Annotated in this window: 19 protein-coding genes, 1 tRNA gene and 1 pseudogene; 12 read left to right on the top strand and 9 right to left on the bottom strand. The window is 56.8% G+C overall.

The features are described from left to right. Positions 1-131 precede the first annotated feature (131 nt). From B0E33_RS20280 to B0E33_RS20260, 5 genes are all read left to right on the top strand, one after another. Complete coding sequence (locus tag B0E33_RS20280; protein ID WP_077292232.1) at positions 132-1,070, top strand: LysR family transcriptional regulator; 939 nt, start codon at positions 132-134, stop codon at positions 1,068-1,070. Between the two features lie 44 nt (positions 1,071-1,114). After that, positions 1,115-2,041 carry a LysR family transcriptional regulator gene (locus B0E33_RS20275; RefSeq protein WP_077292231.1) on the top strand — a complete coding sequence of 309 codons (927 nt, stop codon included), beginning with the start codon at positions 1,115-1,117 and terminating at the stop codon, positions 2,039-2,041. A 111-nt stretch (positions 2,042-2,152) separates the two neighbouring features. Continuing rightward, a complete protein-coding gene (locus B0E33_RS20270; RefSeq protein WP_077292230.1) occupies positions 2,153-3,316 on the top strand; it encodes a mandelate racemase/muconate lactonizing enzyme family protein in 1,164 nt (387 codons plus the stop codon). Between the two features lie 387 nt (positions 3,317-3,703). After that, entirely contained in the window at positions 3,704-6,073 is a 2,370-nt protein-coding gene (locus B0E33_RS20265) for an arylsulfatase (protein WP_077292229.1), read from the top strand. Positions 6,074-6,380: 307 nt separating this feature from the next. Next, complete coding sequence (locus tag B0E33_RS20260) at positions 6,381-6,911, top strand: GNAT family N-acetyltransferase (RefSeq protein ID WP_158514166.1); 531 nt, start codon at positions 6,381-6,383, stop codon at positions 6,909-6,911. Between the two features lie 73 nt (positions 6,912-6,984). On the opposite strand, the gene B0E33_RS20255 is transcribed toward B0E33_RS20260, so the two are convergent. From B0E33_RS20255 to B0E33_RS31155, 3 genes are all read right to left on the bottom strand, one after another. Continuing rightward, positions 6,985-7,296, bottom strand: coding sequence for a type II toxin-antitoxin system TacA family antitoxin (locus tag B0E33_RS20255; protein WP_156912450.1), 312 nt, complete (start codon positions 7,294-7,296; stop codon positions 6,985-6,987). Positions 7,297-7,417: 121 nt separating this feature from the next. Further along, the gene (locus tag B0E33_RS20250; RefSeq protein ID WP_077292226.1) at positions 7,418-7,900 is read right to left on the bottom strand and encodes a hypothetical protein; all 483 of its coding nucleotides are present in this window, start codon (positions 7,898-7,900) and stop codon (positions 7,418-7,420) included. Between the two features lie 7 nt (positions 7,901-7,907). Continuing rightward, positions 7,908-8,303: a helix-turn-helix domain-containing protein gene (locus tag B0E33_RS31155; protein ID WP_158514165.1), complete on the bottom strand. Its 396-nt coding sequence runs from the start codon at positions 8,301-8,303 to the stop codon at positions 7,908-7,910. Between the two features lie 103 nt (positions 8,304-8,406). Between B0E33_RS31155 and B0E33_RS30965 the strand changes: the two genes are divergently transcribed. The 3 genes and pseudogenes from B0E33_RS30965 to B0E33_RS31570 form a co-directional block, all read left to right on the top strand. Next, entirely contained in the window at positions 8,407-8,619 is a 213-nt protein-coding gene (locus B0E33_RS30965) for an excisionase family DNA-binding protein (protein ID WP_197923224.1), read from the top strand. Between the two features lie 17 nt (positions 8,620-8,636). Further along, positions 8,637-8,894, top strand: a complete 258-nt coding sequence (locus tag B0E33_RS20240; RefSeq protein ID WP_062487836.1) for a hypothetical protein — start codon at positions 8,637-8,639, stop codon at positions 8,892-8,894. After that, positions 8,854-9,855, top strand: a pseudogene (locus tag B0E33_RS31570) (tyrosine-type recombinase/integrase); the annotation flags it as partial. The gene B0E33_RS20240 and the pseudogene B0E33_RS31570, both read left to right, overlap by 41 nt. A 200-nt stretch (positions 9,856-10,055) precedes the next feature. Here the strand turns inward: B0E33_RS31570 and B0E33_RS20230 are convergent. Then, positions 10,056-10,132 (bottom strand) — tRNA-Ile (locus B0E33_RS20230). A gap of 257 nt (positions 10,133-10,389) precedes the next feature. Between B0E33_RS20230 and B0E33_RS20225 the strand changes: the two genes are divergently transcribed. Both B0E33_RS20225 and B0E33_RS20220 read left to right on the top strand, forming a co-directional pair. After that, positions 10,390-11,457, top strand: a complete 1,068-nt coding sequence (locus B0E33_RS20225; RefSeq protein ID WP_077292224.1) for an AI-2E family transporter — start codon at positions 10,390-10,392, stop codon at positions 11,455-11,457. 150 nt (positions 11,458-11,607) lie between these two features. Further along, the gene (locus B0E33_RS20220; protein WP_077292223.1) at positions 11,608-12,354 is read left to right on the top strand and encodes an SIMPL domain-containing protein; all 747 of its coding nucleotides are present in this window, start codon (positions 11,608-11,610) and stop codon (positions 12,352-12,354) included. Between the two features lie 96 nt (positions 12,355-12,450). On the opposite strand, the gene B0E33_RS20215 is transcribed toward B0E33_RS20220, so the two are convergent. After that, positions 12,451-13,038, bottom strand: coding sequence for a GNAT family N-acetyltransferase (locus B0E33_RS20215; RefSeq protein ID WP_077292222.1), 588 nt, complete (start codon positions 13,036-13,038; stop codon positions 12,451-12,453). A gap of 176 nt (positions 13,039-13,214) precedes the next feature. Between B0E33_RS20215 and B0E33_RS20210 the strand changes: the two genes are divergently transcribed. After that, the gene (locus tag B0E33_RS20210; RefSeq protein WP_077292221.1) at positions 13,215-13,715 is read left to right on the top strand and encodes a cytochrome b; all 501 of its coding nucleotides are present in this window, start codon (positions 13,215-13,217) and stop codon (positions 13,713-13,715) included. Positions 13,716-13,777: 62 nt separating this feature from the next. On the opposite strand, the gene B0E33_RS20205 is transcribed toward B0E33_RS20210, so the two are convergent. Further along, positions 13,778-14,875 (bottom strand): NAD(P)/FAD-dependent oxidoreductase, encoded by a 1,098-nt coding sequence (locus B0E33_RS20205; RefSeq protein ID WP_077292220.1) that lies wholly within the window; start codon positions 14,873-14,875, stop codon positions 13,778-13,780. Between the two features lie 194 nt (positions 14,876-15,069). On the opposite strand from B0E33_RS20205, the gene B0E33_RS20200 reads away from it, so the two are divergent. Next, a complete protein-coding gene (locus B0E33_RS20200) occupies positions 15,070-15,744 on the top strand; it encodes a dimethylsulfonioproprionate lyase family protein (RefSeq protein ID WP_077292219.1) in 675 nt (224 codons plus the stop codon). Between the two features lie 22 nt (positions 15,745-15,766). Here B0E33_RS20200 and B0E33_RS20195 read toward each other — a convergent pair whose 3' ends face one another. Genes B0E33_RS20195 through B0E33_RS20185 form a run of 3 tightly spaced genes read right to left on the bottom strand, consistent with a single transcriptional unit; the run spans position 15,767 to position 18,036 of the window. Continuing rightward, positions 15,767-16,591 carry a transglutaminase-like domain-containing protein gene (locus B0E33_RS20195; RefSeq protein ID WP_077292218.1) on the bottom strand — a complete coding sequence of 275 codons (825 nt, stop codon included), beginning with the start codon at positions 16,589-16,591 and terminating at the stop codon, positions 15,767-15,769. 10 nt (positions 16,592-16,601) lie between these two features. Then, on the bottom strand, positions 16,602-17,711 hold the full coding sequence (locus tag B0E33_RS20190) for a permease (protein WP_201030457.1): 1,110 nt from the start codon (positions 17,709-17,711) through the stop codon (positions 16,602-16,604). Beyond that, positions 17,704-18,036: an ArsR/SmtB family transcription factor gene (locus B0E33_RS20185; RefSeq protein ID WP_055655668.1), complete on the bottom strand. Its 333-nt coding sequence runs from the start codon at positions 18,034-18,036 to the stop codon at positions 17,704-17,706. The genes B0E33_RS20190 and B0E33_RS20185 overlap by 8 nt, the downstream gene beginning before the upstream one ends. Positions 18,037-18,125: the final 89 nt, after the last annotated feature.

The raw sequence follows: 18,125 nt of genomic DNA, 5'->3' as shown, positions 1-18,125 counted from the left end.
ACTACCCTGCGGAAAGGTTAGTTACGCCCAGGGTCCGGTCACTCCTCACAGACCGGCAAAAAGAGCCTAGACTGCTGCTCTAGAATAATTAAATTCAGATTTTGCACTTCATTATTGCGTAGGGGTAATCAATGAATGAGGGCGATCTGGGATTTTTCGTGCTTCTCGCAAGGCATGAAAGCTTCGTTGAGACAGCGCGGGAAATCGGGGTGACGGCATCAGCTGTTAGCCGGAGGCTTGCTCGACTTGAGGAGAGACTGGGTGTTCGCCTCATGAACCGCACGACACGCAGGGTCAGTCTTACAGGCGAAGGTGAAGCGTATTTCAGGAAGGCGGTTCGCCTGCTGGGCGAGATAGAGGAACTGGAAAACAGCCTCCGCGTGGGACGGGAGCGTCCCAGTGGTCTGCTGCGCATCAACGCCACCTTCGGGTTCAGCCGGGCCTACATAGCGCCGACCGTCGCGGAATTCTCGGACCGGTATCCCGACGTCGACGTGCAGCTGGTGGTGACCGATGCGCCGATGAATATCATCGAGCAGGGCTTCGATCTGAACATCCGGTTCGGCAATCCGCCGACAAGCAACCTGATCCAGCGTCTTCTGCAAAGGAACCGGCGTTTCATGTGTGCTTCCACCTCTTACCTGGAAACGCATGGGGAACCTAAATTATTGAAGGACTTGAAGGATCACCAATGCATCGTGCTCAGGCAGGAGCATGACATCTACGATATCTGGAGGTTCGACGACCTTGGGGGAGAAACCGTTTCGGCGCGCGTGAATGGCAGACTGAGTTCGAACGACGGCGAGATTGCGCGCGAATGGATGCTGGCAGGCCATGGCATCATGCTCCGGTCAGAGTGGGATATAGCCAGTCATGTGCGGGAAGGTCGCCTACGAGTAGTTCTGCCTGACTACTTCCAGACAGCGAATATCTCGGCCATCTATCCGGAGCGTCACAACCTTACCGCAAAGGTCCGTCTCTTCGTTGACGCTCTTGCCGAGAGGATACAGAAAGCGAATGCAGCCGAACCGTTCCAGATCTCCAGTCAACATCTCAGCCGCGGGCAATAGGCATCGCGTTGAATGCGGCAACCTGCTACTAATGCAGAAATCGCATGGATCGCAAGGAAGGTCAGTCTATGGACCTGGCGCTGCTTGAGGACTTTCTCGAACTGGCGCGTGAAATGAACTTTTCACGCGCGGCCGAAAATCGGAACCTCACCCAACCTGCATTCAGCCGCCGCATCCGCACACTGGAGAGCGCCATCCAGACCCCCCTTGTTGTTCGCACCACGCGGCAGGTTGCCCTGACGCCGGCAGGCAAGGCGTTCCAGTCCCGGGCGGAAGTCATCGTCAGACTGCTTTCCGACGCTCGGCTGGAAGCTCTCGAAGCGGCGGGACAGGCGAAACGTTTCCTCAATCTCGCTGCCACCCATGCCCTGTCCTACACATTCGTACCCCGCTGGCTGATGCAGGTGGCGGGACCTGGCGAAGTCGGCACGCTCAACATGGTTTCGGACACGCATCGCCAATGCACCCGGCTGATGGAAAGCGGCGATGTCAATTTCTTCATCTGTCACAGAGGCCCTGTCGGCCCTTCAGTTCTGCCGGAAAGGCAATTCACCTACCATACGATCGGAAGAGACAGTCTCGTCCCGCTTTGTGCTCCAGATTCCGGAGGACACCCAATCTGGAACCTCGAAGCCGGTCTGCCGGACATCCCGTTCATATCCTATGCTGCCGCCTCAGGGCTGCACACCATCCTGGAATCCTACTGGGCAGTTTACGGACGCCCGCCCTTTCATGTTGCCATGAGCTCCGTTCTGGCCTCGGCCAATCTTGAAATGGCAAAAGAAGGTCAGGGCGTCGCCTTCCTTCCGCTTTCGCTGGCAGAGCCGGAACTCTCCCGTGGAAGTCTGGTGCGGTGCGCAAGGAAAGACAGTGACATCCTGGTTGAGGTCGTTATCTACCGCCCTCGTTCGCGCCTGTCTGCGCACAGCGAAGTATTCTGGCAGAAAACGGTGAGTGCCGGCGTTATGTGATTTATGCAATTTTTGCATAATTATACCCGGAAACGGCATTGGCCGGTTGAACCGGTCTTCGTCTAATTTTCCAGTCGACACCAACGCATGCAGCAAAACAGGAAAACACCAATGCGGATCGTCGACATCTGTGAGGTCACGAAACCGATCTCCTCACCAATTCGGAACGCCTATATCGATTTCAGCAAGATGACGGCAAGCCTTGTGGCCGTTGTGACCGATGTCGTAAGGGACGGACACCGGGTCGTGGGCTACGGCTTCAACTCCAACGGCCGCTACGGACAGGGCGGTCTCATCCGCGAACGTTTTCGCGGCCGCGTGCTTGAAGCCGAACCAGCCTCGCTTTTGAACGACGAAGGAACGAACCTGGACGCCCACCGGATTTGGGCTGCGATGATGCAGAACGAAAAGCCGGGTGGGCACGGGGAGCGCTCGGTCGCGGTCGGCACGATCGACATGGCTGTTTGGGACGCGATTGCGAAGATCGAGGGCAAGCCGCTGTTCCGTCTGCTCGCCGAGCGAAAGGGCGTGGAGGCCAATCCGCGCGTATTCGTCTATGCCGCCGGCGGATATTATTATCCCGGCAAGGATGACAGTGCCCTGCGCAAGGAGATGCGCGGTTATCTCGACCGCGGCTACAACGTGGTCAAAATGAAGATTGGCGGGGCCACACTGGCAGAAGACCAGCGCCGGATCGAAGCGGTGCTGGCTGAAATTGACGGCGAGGCCCAGCTCGCCGTGGACGCAAATGGCCGGTTCGACCTTGAAACCGCCATCGCCTACGCAAAGATGCTGCGGGAATATCCGCTGTTCTGGTACGAGGAAATCGGCGACCCTCTCGACTATCAGCTACAGGCCGCGATGGCGGAATTCTATCCTGGCCCCATGGCAACGGGAGAAAACCTGTTCTCGCACCAGGATGCCCGCAATCTGATCCGCTATGGCGGGATGCGGCCGGATCGGGACTGGCTTCAGTTCGACTGCGCCCTTTCCTACGGTCTTGTGGAGTATCTGCGCACCCTTGATGTACTTGATGAGCTTGGCTGGTCACCGTCGCGCTGTATTCCCCACGGCGGACACCAGATGTCGCTCAACATCGCGGCGGGGCTGGGGCTTGGAGGCAATGAAAGTTACCCAGATCTGTTCCAGCCCTATGGAGGCTTTCCGGATGGCGTTGCGGTTTCAGATGGCCATATCGTGATCCCCGAACTCCCAGGTATCGGATTTGAAGGCAAATCGGACCTGATAAAGGTGATGCACGACCTGGCACGTTAAATTTTCTCAACTGCACACTGGCGCGGTCTTCAGACTTGGTTTGACATTGCCACAATCTCTAAGCATGGCAATCGGTTACTACCGCGCATTGTTAACAACGCATACCTTGGGGAGAGTCATGAAAAATGTCCGCTCTGAATACTAAGAGCAACAGACCATAATGTCCGGAATGGGGGCGCTGATCTGATTTGCAGCTCTTCACACTTACAGTCGGAATTGCAGACTCTCCAACTATTCAAGAGCTCAACGAAATTTCCAGGTTGGTTGGTTGAAATCGTTCCACCTGGGCGCAGCTACGAAGTCGCGTGAACTTTTGAAGGTGCTCAATTTAAAATAGTATGGCAACCTAAGTGCGTTGAATGTGACGGTTCCGTCAGGAGGCCAGAAATGTTGAACCAATTCGTTCGCCAAACCATGCAAGGTGGTATTGTTGCGCTGAGTGTGAGCGCATCGAGCGTGGCATTTGCCCAAGACATGCCCCGTGATGGATCTGTTCTTCCGTTGCCACCTGCGCCATTCGAAGGGACGATCACGGAGACGTTCGAAGGTTCGACGCAGGATTATCCGCAACCCGTCACACCTCCTGAAGGTGCTCCCAACGTTCTAGTGGTTCTCATCGATGATCTCGGTTTCGGACAACCAGGCACGTTCGGTGGCCCGATCCCAACCCCTGCAATGGATGCTTTGGCAGATGAGGGACTCCGCTACACACGGTTTCATACTACTGCCATCTGCTCCCCCACACGCGCGGCGCTGCTGACTGGACGCAATCATCACCAGAGTGGCTTCGGTACGATCACGGAGCTGTCTACCGGATATCCGGGATACAACAGCATATGGCCACGCTCATCCGGTACGATTGCGGAGATCCTCAAGGATCAAGGCTACTCCACTGCAGCCTTCGGTAAATGGCACAACACACCAGATTGGGAGACTTCCCCAATAGGGCCGTTTGATCGCTGGCCCACTGGTCTGGGTTTCGAATACTGGTACGGTTTTCAAGGTGGAGAAACTAGCCAGTGGGAGCCTCAACTTTTTCGCAACACCACGCCCGTCGAGCCCGCAACGCGCTCCGAAGACGGTTACAATCTCAACGTCGATTTGGTCGACGATGCGATCGCCTGGCTGGACCGCCAAAATTCGATCGCACCAGACAAGCCCTTCTTTCTTTATTTCGCGCCAGGAGCCGTCCACGCCCCCCTGCATGTCAGCAAAGACTGGATCGAAAAGTTTTCGGGTAAGTTCGATCAGGGATGGGACGCGGTACGCGAACAGACCCTGTCTAAACAAAAAGACATGGGACTCGTCCCCGCGAACACGGAGCTGACACCGAGACCGGATGAAATCGCTGCATGGGACTCGCTTGACGCGGATGCCCAAACTATTTTCAGCAGGCACCAGGAAGTGTTCGCCGGCTTTCTTGCCCAAACGGACCATGAGATAGGCAGGTTGATCGAGAAAGTTCGATCAACACCTGAGGGCGACAACACGCTGATCATCCTCGTGGCAGGCGACAACGGGCCGAGCGCAGAAGGCAGTGTCACTGGTACTCTCAACAATATGATGACCCAGAATGGCATACCGGACACGGTAGATGCGCAGTTGCCGGAGATCGACGAAATCGGCGGCCCGCTGCACGAAAACCATTACCCCGTTGGCTGGGCGTGGGCAGGGTCTTCCCCGTTTCAGTGGATGAAGCGCGTGCCCTCCCATTTCGGTGGAACCCGGAACGGCATGATCGTTAGCTGGCCCAGTCGAATTTCAGACAGTGGAGGAATCCGGACGCAGTTTCATCATGTCGTAGACATCGCCCCGACCATCTTGGAGGCCGTCGGCGTTCCGGAGCCCAAGGTCGTGAACGGAACAGAGCAGACACCCATGGCGGGTGTCAGTATGGATTACAGCTTCGCCGATGCTGCGGCACCCGGCACCCGACAGACCCAGTATTTCGAAACCGGCGGCCATAGAGCGCTCTATCATGACGGCTGGGTCGCCGCCTCGTTCCATGGCGCTCCATGGGTACTCACAGGCTCGGTGGGGTTCGAAGACAGCGTCTGGGAACTCTACAACATCGAGGAAGACTTTTCGCAAGCGCATGATCTAGCCGCCGAGAACCCTGAAAAGCTGGCCGAACTTCAGGCACTCTTCGACGAGGAGGCGCAAAAATTCGATGTCTACCCTCTGGACGACCGCTTTGCCGAGCGTGCGACAAACCCTGAGCGGCCTTCTGTCACGAAGGGCCGAACAGTGTTCACATACACCTCCGGCACAGTCCGCGTGCCTGAGGGTAGCGCTGCTCCAGCCTACCAGCGTTCTCATACGATCACTGCAGACATCGAAGTGTCTCAAGAAGGCGCTAGTGGCGTGCTAATTGCCAACGGCGGCTCCTCTGCGGGCTATACGCTCTACCTCGACGGTGGCGTTCCGGTCTACGAGTTCAACTTTTTCGGCAAAGAACGATACCGTGTCGCCGGAGAAACGCCACTCGAACCTGGCACTCACAGCGTGAAGATGGTCTACGAACAGGCACCGTTTAACCCGGGGAAGGAAGTCACAGGCGGGACCGCAACCCTACTTGTTGATGGAAATGAGGCCGCGACTGGAGAGGTAACGATGGTAGTTCCCGCGCGATACTCGGCAACGGAAACCTTGGACATAGGCATGGATCTTGGATCAACGGTTTCTCGTGCCTACGAAAAAGAAGCCCCTTTCCCGTTCAGCGGCACCATCAATAAGGTGACCGTAGAACTTCAATAACTTGATGGTGGTCGGTGATCGCATGCGCTTCAACATAGCGAGTGACGAACCTTAGCAAATGTGGGTGATTTCACTTTAGAGCGACTTTCCTACATCCCGTCTACCTGTCTTTAGTGTGAAAAATAAAGTTCGCTACGCCTGCATTGCAGAAGCAGACAAGCTCTCCAGAAGTCCTGTCGCGAACTTGACATCAAATACAAGCGGCCATTTTCCCTATAGCTTCAACTGTCTCAAAAAATTTCTCAATGAAAAGACTCTGTCATTTTGCCTGCGTATTTTTCGCATGTGTGTGTGTCTGGAGCTTCGAATGGCTCTAGATTTGACAACCCGTCGGTTGCAGTTAACCCAAGTTCGCTCCGAGGACTGGGAAGAGTATTATCCGATCATATCTGCTCCAGAGACATCGGCACACTCCGACTTACCTCGCGCGCCAACCGAAAAACGTGCAAGAGGATTTGTGGACTGGATGGTTCGCTTATCTCAGCAAAGCAAGGGTTTCGCCTGGATGGTACGTGACGTCGAGACCCGAGAACTCCTTGGCTGCATTCGCTTGAACTCAATCGACAAACGGGCGTCAGTAGCAGTCATCGGCTACGAGTTCGGCAAGCCTTTTTGGGGGAATGGATACGCTACAGAAACGCTGATCGTAGTCACCAAACATTGCCACCAGGTAATGAACCTCTACCGGCTGGAAGCTTGGACGTTGGCTGGAAATTTAGCCTCAGGCCGCGTTCTAACCAATGCAGGATTTAGATACGAGGGAACTCAAAGGCGGAAAATGATCATAGGGCGCCAGCGCTTCGACATGCGGCTATTCGGGCGATTGGCAGATGATTGACGCAACAATTTCTCTGACACAGGCATTTTGCGTAGAAACGAACGTGTAGCCCGAGTTTGAGCGACCCAAGCCGTCAGTCACCCTCGACGACAACCTCTCTGTGCAACTTGGCAGACCCCAACAGACTATCAGTTGGTGCAGCTGAGCGGTCTAGCGCCTCGAAAAATGTTGAGTGATCGTCCGGAGCCAGTACTGTCCTTTCATGAGCTGCAATGACATCTTGCGCGCGCAAGAATGCCGCAGTGGTCACGAAGGTGCTGAGACCCATTCCCGAAAGTTCTGCCGCCTTCATAATAGTCACCTTTATGAATGGTTTTGTGCGGATATACAGCCTGGCATCGCTCTTCTCTTGCAGAGAAGTTGCAAGATCCGTTGCTTCCGTCATCTCCGTCTCCTTTTCGCGCATCGAGTGAATGGGATTTTCCAGAAAACCGCATGTCAAACGGCTGGACACTTCAAGATCTGGATTGCAGTTCGCAAAAGCACTGGATCAACAAGTTGCAAAGTTAGTTTGACGATCCGTCCGCTGTGTCCAACGGAGTGTTGGCCCTAAAGGTCAGTTCTGAGGCATCGACAAACTTCCATGCCCTTTCTCCAGATTTTCGCGATTTCCTGAACGAGGCGGCTCTCCAGGTTCCGAGCAGCCTTTCGAGACCATAAATCAGAACCAGCTGACAGAACGCATAAATCGTCAAACCACCGAGACCAATCCAACAAACCACAGTCGGCTCCAAAACCCCGTGGAACAAAAGAAAAGCTGCAAAAAGAGGCAGGACGAGCGCGCATAAGGATATGACCTTGCTTCTGACCACATTCCGTTTCCAGAATTGAAGAATTTCTTCTTCGCTTAGGATCCTTCGCTTCTTTCTGTAGAAAGCGAGCCCACCAAACAAACCGTCGCTGCTATCGTTTTCGGAATTCTCAGAGAACTTCTGATTGAGTTTTGTTAGAAGTGCTTCAGAAATCACTTCTGCCTTTTCATTTTTCATAGAGATCTCACAAGACCGTATTAAATATTCGCCTCAGCTCTTTATCGCCGAAGTCTCTTCCTGAAATTACCTCTTCATATACAAATCGAATTAATTTGGCTTTCCTCTCTAGTGGCGGCTCCAAATCATTCATTTGCGCAAATTTTTCCACAGCAAGAACAGCGGCTTCGACAAGCTCACCATTCATCTCACTTTTTATCTGTCCCTCACCCAGCAAGAGCCATGCTGGCGACACATCGTATTCCTCGCAAATCCTGCAGACCAAGCCGACGGGAACCGGCGAAGCCCCGCGTTCGTAGTTCTTGTAGGAGCTCTGGGAAACACCGAGTTTTTCCGCGAACGGGATTTGCGAATATCCGGCACTTTCTCGAACAACCGCTAATCGTTTGCCAATTTCAGACACTTCAGGGTTGACCTCGGTACAGATTTTTGTACTAAGTAGGAAATGATAGCTTCCTACGTTGCTAAAGCTAAGTTTTTCATACCAGTGGAGAAAATTCGATACAATGGCTCTGGGATTGGAATCAATTAAAGAACTGGCAAACCGGACAGGTTGGCCAATAAGCCGTATTCGCAAGCTCGTTGAAAATCGCGAACTGCGACACGTAAGGATTGGTGGTGGAATTTTCATTCCAGATGGCGCAATCGAGGAATTCATCAAGAATAATACGATACCGCCAATCGGCGAAACGGCGGCCCACACTTCTTCTAGAGCTTGAGGGCATTGGTGGCTGCAATGACCCTTTCGCAGAAACACACAAGGTCTATAAAGCTGGCTGTCAGCAGATCTACCGCCGCCGACATGCTGGACATTTCACCAACAACTTTCGACACGTGGGTCGGTCGCGGCTGGATGCCAAGAGGGTATAAGATTGGTGGACTAAGAAGGTGGTTTGTCGATGACCTCCGATCGAGCCTTCATGACCTGACCGAAGCGACGGCAACTGCAGAAGATGAAGACGCCGAAAACCCGTTCGACTATGCCGTCGGCTAGTCGAAAAAAGATACCCTTTAAATATTGTTCAGCAGATGTGGATCGGCACGGCAACGTCCGGTTTTATCTGCGTCGGCCAGGCTTGCCCAAATACCGTATGCAGTCCGCATTCCTCGACGCGAAGGGCAATATCACAGAGGTATTCGTCGCCGAGTATCATCGGGTTATGGCAGGCAACGTCAACCAACCAGCAGCCAAGAAGGCTGATGACTGGGATCCAGGTTCAATTGGCTGGCTATTTGCCCAGTATCAGCGATCCAAGGCGTTTCAACAGCAGGATCAGACCACTCAACGAGATAAGTACAGCGTCTTGGGGCGCTATTGCGCGGCAGTCGGCCACCTGCCGTTCCAGAAGCTAAGAAAGTCCGATGTGGAAGCCAGCCAAATGAAACGCCGTGAAACACCCGCGGCAGCGGACAAACTCGTAAAATATCTGAAAGCTCTATTTAATTGGGCGATGAATGACGTTGATCTCATGGCGCGGTTTCCGTTGCCACGAAATCCAGCTGAAGGAATTTCGAAGATCAACCGCTCAGACGGATTTCATACCTGGTCCGCAAGCGAAATAGCGACGTTCCGGGAACATTACCCTATCGGCACCACAGCCCGTTTGGCGTTCGAGCTACTCTATAACCTGGGAATTCGCAGGTCAGATTTGGTTCAGCTCGGTCCGGACAACCTTGATGGCGACACAATCAAGCTGGTACCGCAGAAAGGAAGCAAGAATGAATTGCTTGTCTTGCCAATCACAAGGGCCCTCATGGACGCGCTCCGCGACGTCCCAGAAGGCCATGATACCTTTCTGACGACAGAGTACGGCAAACCGTTCAGCTCGAACGGCTTTGGCAACAAGATGCGGGACTGGTGCAACGCGGCGGGGCTTAAACAGTGTTCTTCTCATGGTCTACGAAAGTCGGCTGCGACCGTGCTGGCAGAAGCTGGCGCTACGGAATACCAGCTAATGGCCGTCTTCGGCTGGACCGATTCAAAGACTGCTCGGATCTACACCAAAAAGGCTGAACAAGTACGTCTCGCCAAGTCAGCGTTCGAGCACCTTGAAATATCAACGAAACCGAAAAATGTCCCACTTTCCTCCACCATCAAATCCAGTGGGACAAAAAGAGGAAAAAATGCAGGAAAATCAACACCCCGAAAGTGGAGTGGTGGGCCCGGAGGGACTCGAACCCCCAACCAATCCGTTATGAGCGGACGGCTCTAACCAATTGAGCTACAGGCCCACGGCAGGGCAAAGCCTTTGCAAGGCCCTGCGTCTGGTTCCCTATACCATGGCCAATCTCCGGGGCAAGTGCTTTGCAACGGCAGGGTGAAAAAGGTTGGGAAACTGGCGCGGTGGAAGCGTTTCTCAGGAGGTCTGGATCGCCTTGATGGAAAAAGCGGTTCCGTTCGCCTGCGCCATCGGGTCTAAATGAGGCAGCCGGGCCTTTGACGAGTCGCCCGGGGAACAGACCTGCCAAACTCGCCCGCCGGAGCCACCATGCGATCACCGCTTCTCACCGCCACGCTGAGTGTCCTGCTTGTGTGCATGATCGGCTGGCTGCTGGTGGTCGGGCGGTCCCTCATCCTGCCGTTCGTGATCGCGCTGATCGTCTGGTACATGATCAACTCGCTGGCACATGTCTTTGCGCATATTCCGCTTGGCCGCTGGCGCCTGCCCCGTTTGGTGTCGTTTTCACTGGCGTTGCTGACGATCTTCTTTGCCAGCACCGTGGTGCTCGACATCGTGACCGTCAATCTCACCCAGCTTGCACTGGACGCACCAACCTATCAGCGGCGGCTGGAAGAACTCTTCAACCAGGCATCCACCCAACTGCACCTTAATGACCCGATCGAGTTGAAGGACCTTCTGCCCGATTCCATCGTGCCGCGCATGGTGACCGCGGGGGCGAGCCTTGTGACGACGCTGGCCGGGTCGGCCAGTCTTGTGTTCATCTATGTCCTGTTCCTGGTGCTCGAGCAGTCGACATTCGACCGCAAGTTCGAACGCCTGTTTCCTTCGCCCGAGCGGGCGGAAGCCGCGTTTGCCATGCGGGCCGAGATCAACCGCTCGATCATGCATTATTTCTCGATCAAGACCGCCGTCTCGGTTGCCACGGGCGTTTTGACCAGCCTTGTTCTGATCGCCATCGGCCTGCCTTACGCGGCCTTGTTCGGCTTCATCGCCTTTCTGCTCAACTACATTCCAACCATCGGTTCGCTGATCGGCGTGATCTTTCCCAGCCTCCTGGCGGTGGTCTATTACGACACGCTCGGTCCCTTCATCGCAATTGCGACGGGCCTCGGCCTCATCCAGTTCACCATCGGCAATCTGGTCGAACCGCGCCTGATGGGATCCAACCTCAATCTGTCAGGCCTCGTCATCATGTTGTCGCTGGCCTTCTGGGGGGCGATCTGGGGTGTTGTCGGCATGGTTCTGTGCGTCCCGCTGACGGTGATGATCGTGATCGTCTGCGCCCGTTTCGAAGGTTCCAGGCCGATTGCGATTCTGTTGTCGCAGACCGGCGAGGTCGGCGGCCTGTCGGGCAAGACCGGCACCACGGGTTAGGCCTCCGGGAAAGATTTTCAAACAACTTTCGAGGACATCTGCCGGGTTTTGCCGATGAACGGCAGATGAACACAACCGTCATTACGCCGCCGCAATCACAAGCGAGTGTCCGGCCATCGAACAAACTGTTTCCATCAAGGATAAGTTCATATGAATGCCCCTCTTTTCCCCTCCGTCTCCCTGCTGCGCAAGGCTGTTCTGGCCGCTGGCCTCAGTGCCGCGCTCGTGAGTGCCGCACCGGCTGTCGCGCAGGATTCCCCGGCACCGGCCGGCACGATCACCATGCAGGGCCGCGGTGCTGTTTCCGTTGCCCCCGACATGGCCGTCATTTCCGCAAGCGTCGTCACCACCGGCAAATCCACTGCCGACGTTCTGGCTGAAAACAGCGCCGCAATCGCCAAGGTCATTGAAGCGGTGAAAGCAAACGGCATCGAAGCCAAGGACATCCAGACCAAGGGGTTCGGCATCTATCCGCGCTATGATCACTCCAAGAACTCCAGCAGCCAGCCGGATATTGCCGGTTATGAGGTTCGCAACGGTGTTGAGGTCAAGATCCGCGATCTGGCCAAGCTTGGCGGGCTGTTGACGCTTGTCGTCGAAAGCGGTGCAAACTCGGTCGATTCCATCCGCTTTGAAGTCAGCAATGCCGACGAGATACTGGATGAAGCCCGCAAGAAGGCCGTAGAGGACGCTCGGCACAAGGCAGGCATCTTTGCTACCGCTGCCGGTGTCGATCTAGGCACCATTGCCGACATCACGGAAACCGGCACCGAAATGCCTCGCCCCTACATGATGCGCGCCGAGGGCATGATGATGGCCAAGTCCGCCGATGTGCCGATCGAGGCGGGCGAGGAAACCATCAGCGCGAATGTCACCATCCGCTGGACGCTGAAGTAACCACGCGCGGGAAACAAAAAACCGGGGCCTGGTTTCCAGGCCCCGGTTTTCTTTTGTCCAAAACTTCGTTCACCGGTCAGCGGCTGCCGCGTTCCCTCAAAGGTTCCGGTGCCAAACCTGCATCGGCTTGTCGGTTTCTTCGTTCTCGCCGACATCGCGCCAGGGAAACGTCACGACGACACCCTCCAGCTTTTCGTAACCGCGTTTGCGCCAGAACGGATCGAGCGGGGCGTAGTCCGCCGGCTTCAGCGGGTGCGTGTCCGGGCGGATCACCGCACAGAAGGCTGCTTCACCGAAACCGAGCCGCCTGGCGTGCGCTTCGCGCTCGTCAAAAAAGCGATGGCCGATGCCCTGGCCACGGTAGACAGGATCCAGAACGGATTCGGCCATGTAGAAGACGTTTTCCGGATCCAGTCCCTGCTTGAGGAAAGGGGTCTTGAAAGCCTCCAGTTCGGCACCGAGCGGCTCACCTGTCGCCGCGCCAACCAGCCGGCTGCCGTCATATGCACCGACAATCACCGCCCCCTCCGTCCGGGCATAGCGTTGCAGGTATCCGGCCTCGTACTCCAGAGACCCCTCATAGAGATATGGCCAGCTGCGGAAGACGGATATCCTCAGGCGCGCAAGATCGTTCAGCGCAGCTGTCAACTCCTCGCCCGTCAGCGTTCTGATCTCAGCTGGCATGATGCCTCCCGTCCTTCAAAAGCCGCCTGCCCGCTGGGCACAGGTCTGTTTGTTCCAATTGTCGCAAAACCGCCTGGGCCTGTTACCAAATAGTACAAATCCCCGATACCTCTGCCTGCCCTGGCGTGGCACTAATATTTGGCATTTCTTTTCTTTGCGAGGAGCCAAAGCGCGCCATGTCCACGACACAGCCAGCGTCCTACAGCCCGATCCATATCATTCTGCATTGGGTGATCGCCGCCCTGATCCTGTTTCAGCTGATCTTCGGCGAAAGCATGGGCGATCTCAAACACGTGCTGCGCGACGGCGGCGTGCCGGATGCGGCAACCGCCTTTCTGGGCAATGCCCACATCTGGGTTGGCATTGCCGTTCTGGCGTTGACTGTCATCCGTCTTCTGGTGCGGGCAAAATTCGGCGTCCCTGCCCCGCTCCCCACTTCAAGAGCCCAGGAACTGGCCGCCAGGGGTGTCCACGGCCTGCTCTATCTGCTGATGTTGCTGGCACCGATCACCGGACTTCTGGCCTGGTACGGCGGCATCCACACTGCGGAAGAAATCCACGAATTGAGCAAGCCGTTCTTCATCGTGCTGATCGCACTGCATGTGCTGGGAGCGCTCTACCATCATATCGCCCTGAAGGATGGCATCATGATGCGGATGGTCTCTTCCCGGCACTAGCCGAAACAGAAAAGGCTCCGGCAATCTCGCAAGCCGGAGCCTTCTTTTTTACACCGAATGACTTAATCGCGTGCTTCCAGCCAAACGCGCGCAGCGTCCATGTCGTTGCCGGTAAAGCCTTCCGCAAGTTTCTGCCCCACGACGGCACCGAACTTGTAGCCATGTCCGGAACAGGCCGAGACGACAGTGGTCTTGCCTTCGCTCATTGCGAAGAAATGCTCATCGGAGGTGAAGGTGTAGGCACAGGTGACGACGTCATCGACGCGGTATTCCTTGATCCGGCCGAACGGCGGAGAGAAATAGTCGCGCAGGGTCTCGCCTTCGCCTGCAACCGGCGTCCGATCCTGGTTCGGCGGAGCCTTGTACTTGTGAATACCCGCCCCGAACTTGAGGCCGGTTCCGGCGACCGGAGGCAGGATGTAACCGTCGATCGGCCCGCCCGGATCGAGAATCGCCGGCGATCGTTCCCAGGCCTCGCGCAGATCTTCAGGCGGCGTCAGATAGACAACCGCGGTCCGGTAAGTCGTCAGGCTGATGTCCAGCTTCGGGAAGAGCCCCAGCGTCCAGGCACCGGCCGTCACGATCACATGCTCTCCGGAGACCGTGCTGCCATCTGCAAGCGTCACCGTGCCTGCGGATGTGTCGACGGCAGTCACCTGAGCGTTCTCGCGCACATCAGCTCCCTTGGCGATCAGCCAGTCGCGCACCCCGGCTGCAATTTTCTGGCACAGCAGAACGCCGCCCTCGTCGCTGACAGCGCCATAACGGATCGTCGCCGGATCAACGAAGGGAAACCGTTTCGCCGTTTCTTCCGGTGTCAGGTCCTCGAACGGATAACCGCCCTCGACCAGACCGTCCCGATAGACCTCGCCGCCATCACCAGGTTCCTGCGACAACAGCATGAATCCCGTTTCGGCGAGGTGCTTCTCACCCAGGTCGCCCCACATTTCGTCCCATGCCGCGTAGGCATCGCCGATGCGGCGCTGATAGCCGCCCTGGCCGCCATAGGCCCGGCGGATGATACGGTGCTGGTCACCGGATGCCGAAAGCGGGTTCGGGATTGGCCCCTGTTCCAGAAGCGTGACGGGCACACCTCGTTTTGTCAGGGCCCAAGCGGTGGAAAGTCCGGAAATACCGGCTCCAACAATCACAACTGTCATGAATTCTGTCCTGCGGAATGGAGGGCCAGATTATCTGCCTGTCCGGCGAGCGCAAGAGACGTTCTGACGCAAACCGCGCATGACGGTTATGTATTTTCGGTTGCCGTAAAGAGAGAAGCCGCTACGCTCCGTTCCGATAGGCTCAGGCCGATCGTGATCAGGGTGCGGGAGGACAAGCCGTGCTGGAAAATAACATGTCGGAAGAACAGCCTCTGGCCAGCCGCCGCCTCGCCGAGTTCCCGGACTGGGGCTATCTTTTGCGGGAATTCTACGAGGCCTACCGGTTCCTCTCGTCCGGTGGCAGCGACAAGATTCGGGCTCATCAGCGCGCGGTGCGCGAGGCAATTGGGCGGGTGCTGAAATCCGATCCGGAAATGCGTTTCGATGCCCCGGCCCACAAACCCGTGACCGCACATCTCCGGCGTGCCCTTGACGAGGGCAAGCAGGAGCGGACCGCTCCGCTGGTGCGTGCCATCGAAAGTGTCCGGGACCATCTCATCTGGCAGTATGGCTACGAGAAGGTGCCGCGCGGCCTCGACAAGACGTATGCCTACGCGGAAATCTGCGGACCGAACGGACCGGTTCTGACGACGGACGTCATTCTGGGCCTGGTCCTGTTCGCACCGGGCTGCACCTATCCGGCCCACGCGCACAGCGGCATATCGGAAAGCTATATCTGCGTTTCAGGATCGGTTTCGGAAAATCACCAGGGGGTCTATGCGCCCGGGTCGATGATCTTCAACCCGCCGGAGCATATGCACCGGATCACCGTGTCCAAACTGGAGCCGGCACTTCTGGCCTGGGCCTGGATCGGCCCGCCGGAACGCCTCGCCAACCAGAAGATGGTCTTCAGCCGCAAGAAGGGGTGAGAGACCTCCTCCCCTGGCGACGTCAGACGATATCCCGTCGGATCGTGATCTCCGCCTTTTCCAGCCCGTCCGGCGAAAGCCAGACGGGCTCTGCAATCAGTTTTTCGCAGAAGATCCCCAGTTCGGGAAATGTCAGCCCCATGGAATGGGCCAGCGCGACCCGGTCACCCGGCTTCGGATTGAGCCCGCAGCAGATCTCCCGTGTGCCCATCTTCAGGTGATGGGCAATGTCCCACTCCAGCACCACACCCTGATGCCGTGTCACCACCCAGCAGTGCATGTCGTCGCAACAGCCGTTCTTTTCTTGCGGGAAAAAGTATCCGGTCACGTAACCGGCTTCGAAGCCGGCGGCACGCAGGCTGGCGATCAGGTAGGTGTTGATGTCGACGCAGGACCCTTCGGTCAGCCCGCACGACAGATAGGGCACTTCTTCGCACCCCTCGTTGAAACGAACCTGAGGATGGGCATACCGGAACTTTTCGGCCGCCGCGTTGACGAGCGCCTGAATGGCGGCTTGACCGTCGGGCTGACTGTCGGCAATGTTGATCGCATCATAGACGAGATCTTGAGCTGCCCGGGTAAAACGGTTGCGCAGTGGCGCAAACACTGCATCAGGATAGCCCGGCCCTTCATCGCGGTATTCGTAATTCACCACAACGTCTGCCCCGGGTTCCACCGACACCACGGCCACCATCTGGCCGGTAGTGATTTCTCCGGCCAGGCCCAGCTGTCCGCCCCTGATCTCGAAACCGACCGGCATCTGGTGTGGCGTCGGCAAGCCGACCGGCACCAGCAGCTTGTGGCGAGCCTCATCGGCTCTGACCGTGACAGAAACGTTCGTACGCATTGTCACTCCCTCAAAAGATCAGCTGGAAAACAAGACCGGACAGCACCGCACCCGCAAATCCCAGACCGATGTAAGCGGCAAAGACCTGCGGCCTGACCAGTGACCAGACGGCAGCCATTGCCGGGATCGAGCTGACAGCGCCTGCAATCATGAACGCCATCGCGGCCCCGGCGCTCATGCCCTGGTCCATCAGACCAGCCAGAAGTGGCGGCGCCACGTAGCTGTTGAGATAGGCAGGCATGCCGATCAATGCGGACAGAAGAATTGCCCCCAGCCCGTCGCCGCCAACAGCCCGCGCAATCAGGTCTGCGGGGACATAGGTGACGAGAGCTGCTTCCAGCACATACGCCAGTGCCAGCCACTTGATCAGAAACAGTGCATTGGCTTTCAGTTCGATCCGGAACTTGTCGGTGCGCTCAGTCTCTTTCCAGATTTGCCAGACCGGCCGCCCTGTTTTCGCAGAAGCGCCACAGCCGCAGCCACCGGTCGCCGCCCCGATTTTCACCGGATTGGCCAGAAAGCCGCTACGCAGCGCAAGTGCGACGGAAAAACCGCCGAATAGACCCAGCGCCACCGCAAAGACCGCCTTGCCGACGGCAAAGGGCCATCCCAGTGCACCGGCAGTGATCAGCAATGTCGGCGGGTCAATCAAGGGAGAGGACAGCCAAAACGCCATGATGGCCGACAACGGCGCACCAACCGCCAGAAGACCGGCAATGAACGGTATGACCTCGCAGGAGCAGAACGGTGCAAGACCACCAAACAGGGCCGCGAGAAAGATCGCCTGTGTCTCGCGTCCCTCGAACGCACGTCCGACAAACGCCTCTGCGCCGGCCGCCTTGAGCCAGGCGATCAAAACGACGGCAAAAGCAATATACGGCAATGTTCCCGCAAAGGCGGAGAGCGCGAAGGTTACGAAAGCGACGAAGTGCGGCTGGTCCAGCAACAGCACCAGCAACGGACCGCCGACGACAATCGTCCAGGTCGACAGAAGGTATTTCGAAATGGCGAGAGACTTCAGGGACCATTTCGAAGCAGGCGTGCTGCAGCAGGCGGTCTTCGGAGCGCAACAGCTTGCGCCGCTGCCGCTTGGCTGAAGGTTGTTCATCGCATCAGACATCGACGGTCTCCTTTTGCGGGGTTGGGCACTCACAACCCTTTTCGTCCACGCAGCACTCTTTCAGGATGTAACCGGCAAGGTTTTCCAGATGGCCATAGGCTGCCCGGTTGATGACCGAGCGGCCGTCCTTTTCCTGGGACACCAGGCCTGCCGAGGCGAGAAACTTCAGATGATGCGCAAGCGTTGACGCAGGCATGCCCGTGCGGGTCTGAATATCGCCGACCGTCAAACCACCCTGCCCGGCTTTCACCAGGGTCAACACCACCTGCAGCCGGGCTTCCGAGCCCAGTGCCGCAAACCCTTGCGCTGCAATTTCCAGATCCATCTGCGCCTCATTTAATATAACTATATTTCTAGTTATATAGTTTCTTTGGCGCTGTCAATTGCCCCCACAGGCTGAGCAGCCTCCGGATC

The sequence above is a fragment of the Roseibium algicola genome (assembly GCF_001999245.1).
Lineage (GTDB): Bacteria > Pseudomonadota > Alphaproteobacteria > Rhizobiales > Stappiaceae > Roseibium > Roseibium algicola.
The sequence above is the reverse complement of the archived record's forward strand: the minus strand, read 5'-3'. Positions and strand labels throughout refer to the sequence as shown.

What these genes read in the sequence shown, in the direction of transcription:
- B0E33_RS20275 (WP_077292231.1), top strand. Translation starts at nt 1,115, where the DNA reads ATGGATCGCAAGGAAGGTCAGTCTATGGACCTGGCGCTGCTTGAGGAC.
- B0E33_RS20215 (WP_077292222.1), bottom strand. Translation starts at nt 13,038, where the DNA reads ATGCCAGCTGAGATCAGAACGCTGACGGGCGAGGAGTTGACAGCTGCG.
- B0E33_RS20205 (WP_077292220.1), bottom strand. Translation starts at nt 14,875, where the DNA reads ATGACAGTTGTGATTGTTGGAGCCGGTATTTCCGGACTTTCCACCGCT.
- B0E33_RS20225 (WP_077292224.1), top strand. Translation starts at nt 10,390, where the DNA reads ATGCGATCACCGCTTCTCACCGCCACGCTGAGTGTCCTGCTTGTGTGC.
- B0E33_RS30965 (WP_197923224.1), top strand. Translation starts at nt 8,407, where the DNA reads ATGGCTCTGGGATTGGAATCAATTAAAGAACTGGCAAACCGGACAGGT.
- B0E33_RS20270 (WP_077292230.1), top strand. Translation starts at nt 2,153, where the DNA reads ATGCGGATCGTCGACATCTGTGAGGTCACGAAACCGATCTCCTCACCA.
- B0E33_RS20190 (WP_201030457.1), bottom strand. Translation starts at nt 17,711, where the DNA reads ATGTCTGATGCGATGAACAACCTTCAGCCAAGCGGCAGCGGCGCAAGC.
- B0E33_RS20255 (WP_156912450.1), bottom strand. Translation starts at nt 7,296, where the DNA reads ATGACGGAAGCAACGGATCTTGCAACTTCTCTGCAAGAGAAGAGCGAT.
- B0E33_RS20280 (WP_077292232.1), top strand. Translation starts at nt 132, where the DNA reads ATGAATGAGGGCGATCTGGGATTTTTCGTGCTTCTCGCAAGGCATGAA.
- B0E33_RS20240 (WP_062487836.1), top strand. Translation starts at nt 8,637, where the DNA reads ATGACCCTTTCGCAGAAACACACAAGGTCTATAAAGCTGGCTGTCAGC.
- B0E33_RS20220 (WP_077292223.1), top strand. Translation starts at nt 11,608, where the DNA reads ATGAATGCCCCTCTTTTCCCCTCCGTCTCCCTGCTGCGCAAGGCTGTT.
- B0E33_RS20260 (WP_158514166.1), top strand. Translation starts at nt 6,381, where the DNA reads ATGGCTCTAGATTTGACAACCCGTCGGTTGCAGTTAACCCAAGTTCGC.
- B0E33_RS20200 (WP_077292219.1), top strand. Translation starts at nt 15,070, where the DNA reads ATGTCGGAAGAACAGCCTCTGGCCAGCCGCCGCCTCGCCGAGTTCCCG.
- B0E33_RS20185 (WP_055655668.1), bottom strand. Translation starts at nt 18,036, where the DNA reads ATGGATCTGGAAATTGCAGCGCAAGGGTTTGCGGCACTGGGCTCGGAA.
- B0E33_RS20265 (WP_077292229.1), top strand. Translation starts at nt 3,704, where the DNA reads ATGTTGAACCAATTCGTTCGCCAAACCATGCAAGGTGGTATTGTTGCG.
- B0E33_RS20195 (WP_077292218.1), bottom strand. Translation starts at nt 16,591, where the DNA reads ATGCGTACGAACGTTTCTGTCACGGTCAGAGCCGATGAGGCTCGCCAC.
- B0E33_RS20210 (WP_077292221.1), top strand. Translation starts at nt 13,215, where the DNA reads ATGTCCACGACACAGCCAGCGTCCTACAGCCCGATCCATATCATTCTG.
- B0E33_RS20250 (WP_077292226.1), bottom strand. Translation starts at nt 7,900, where the DNA reads ATGAAAAATGAAAAGGCAGAAGTGATTTCTGAAGCACTTCTAACAAAA.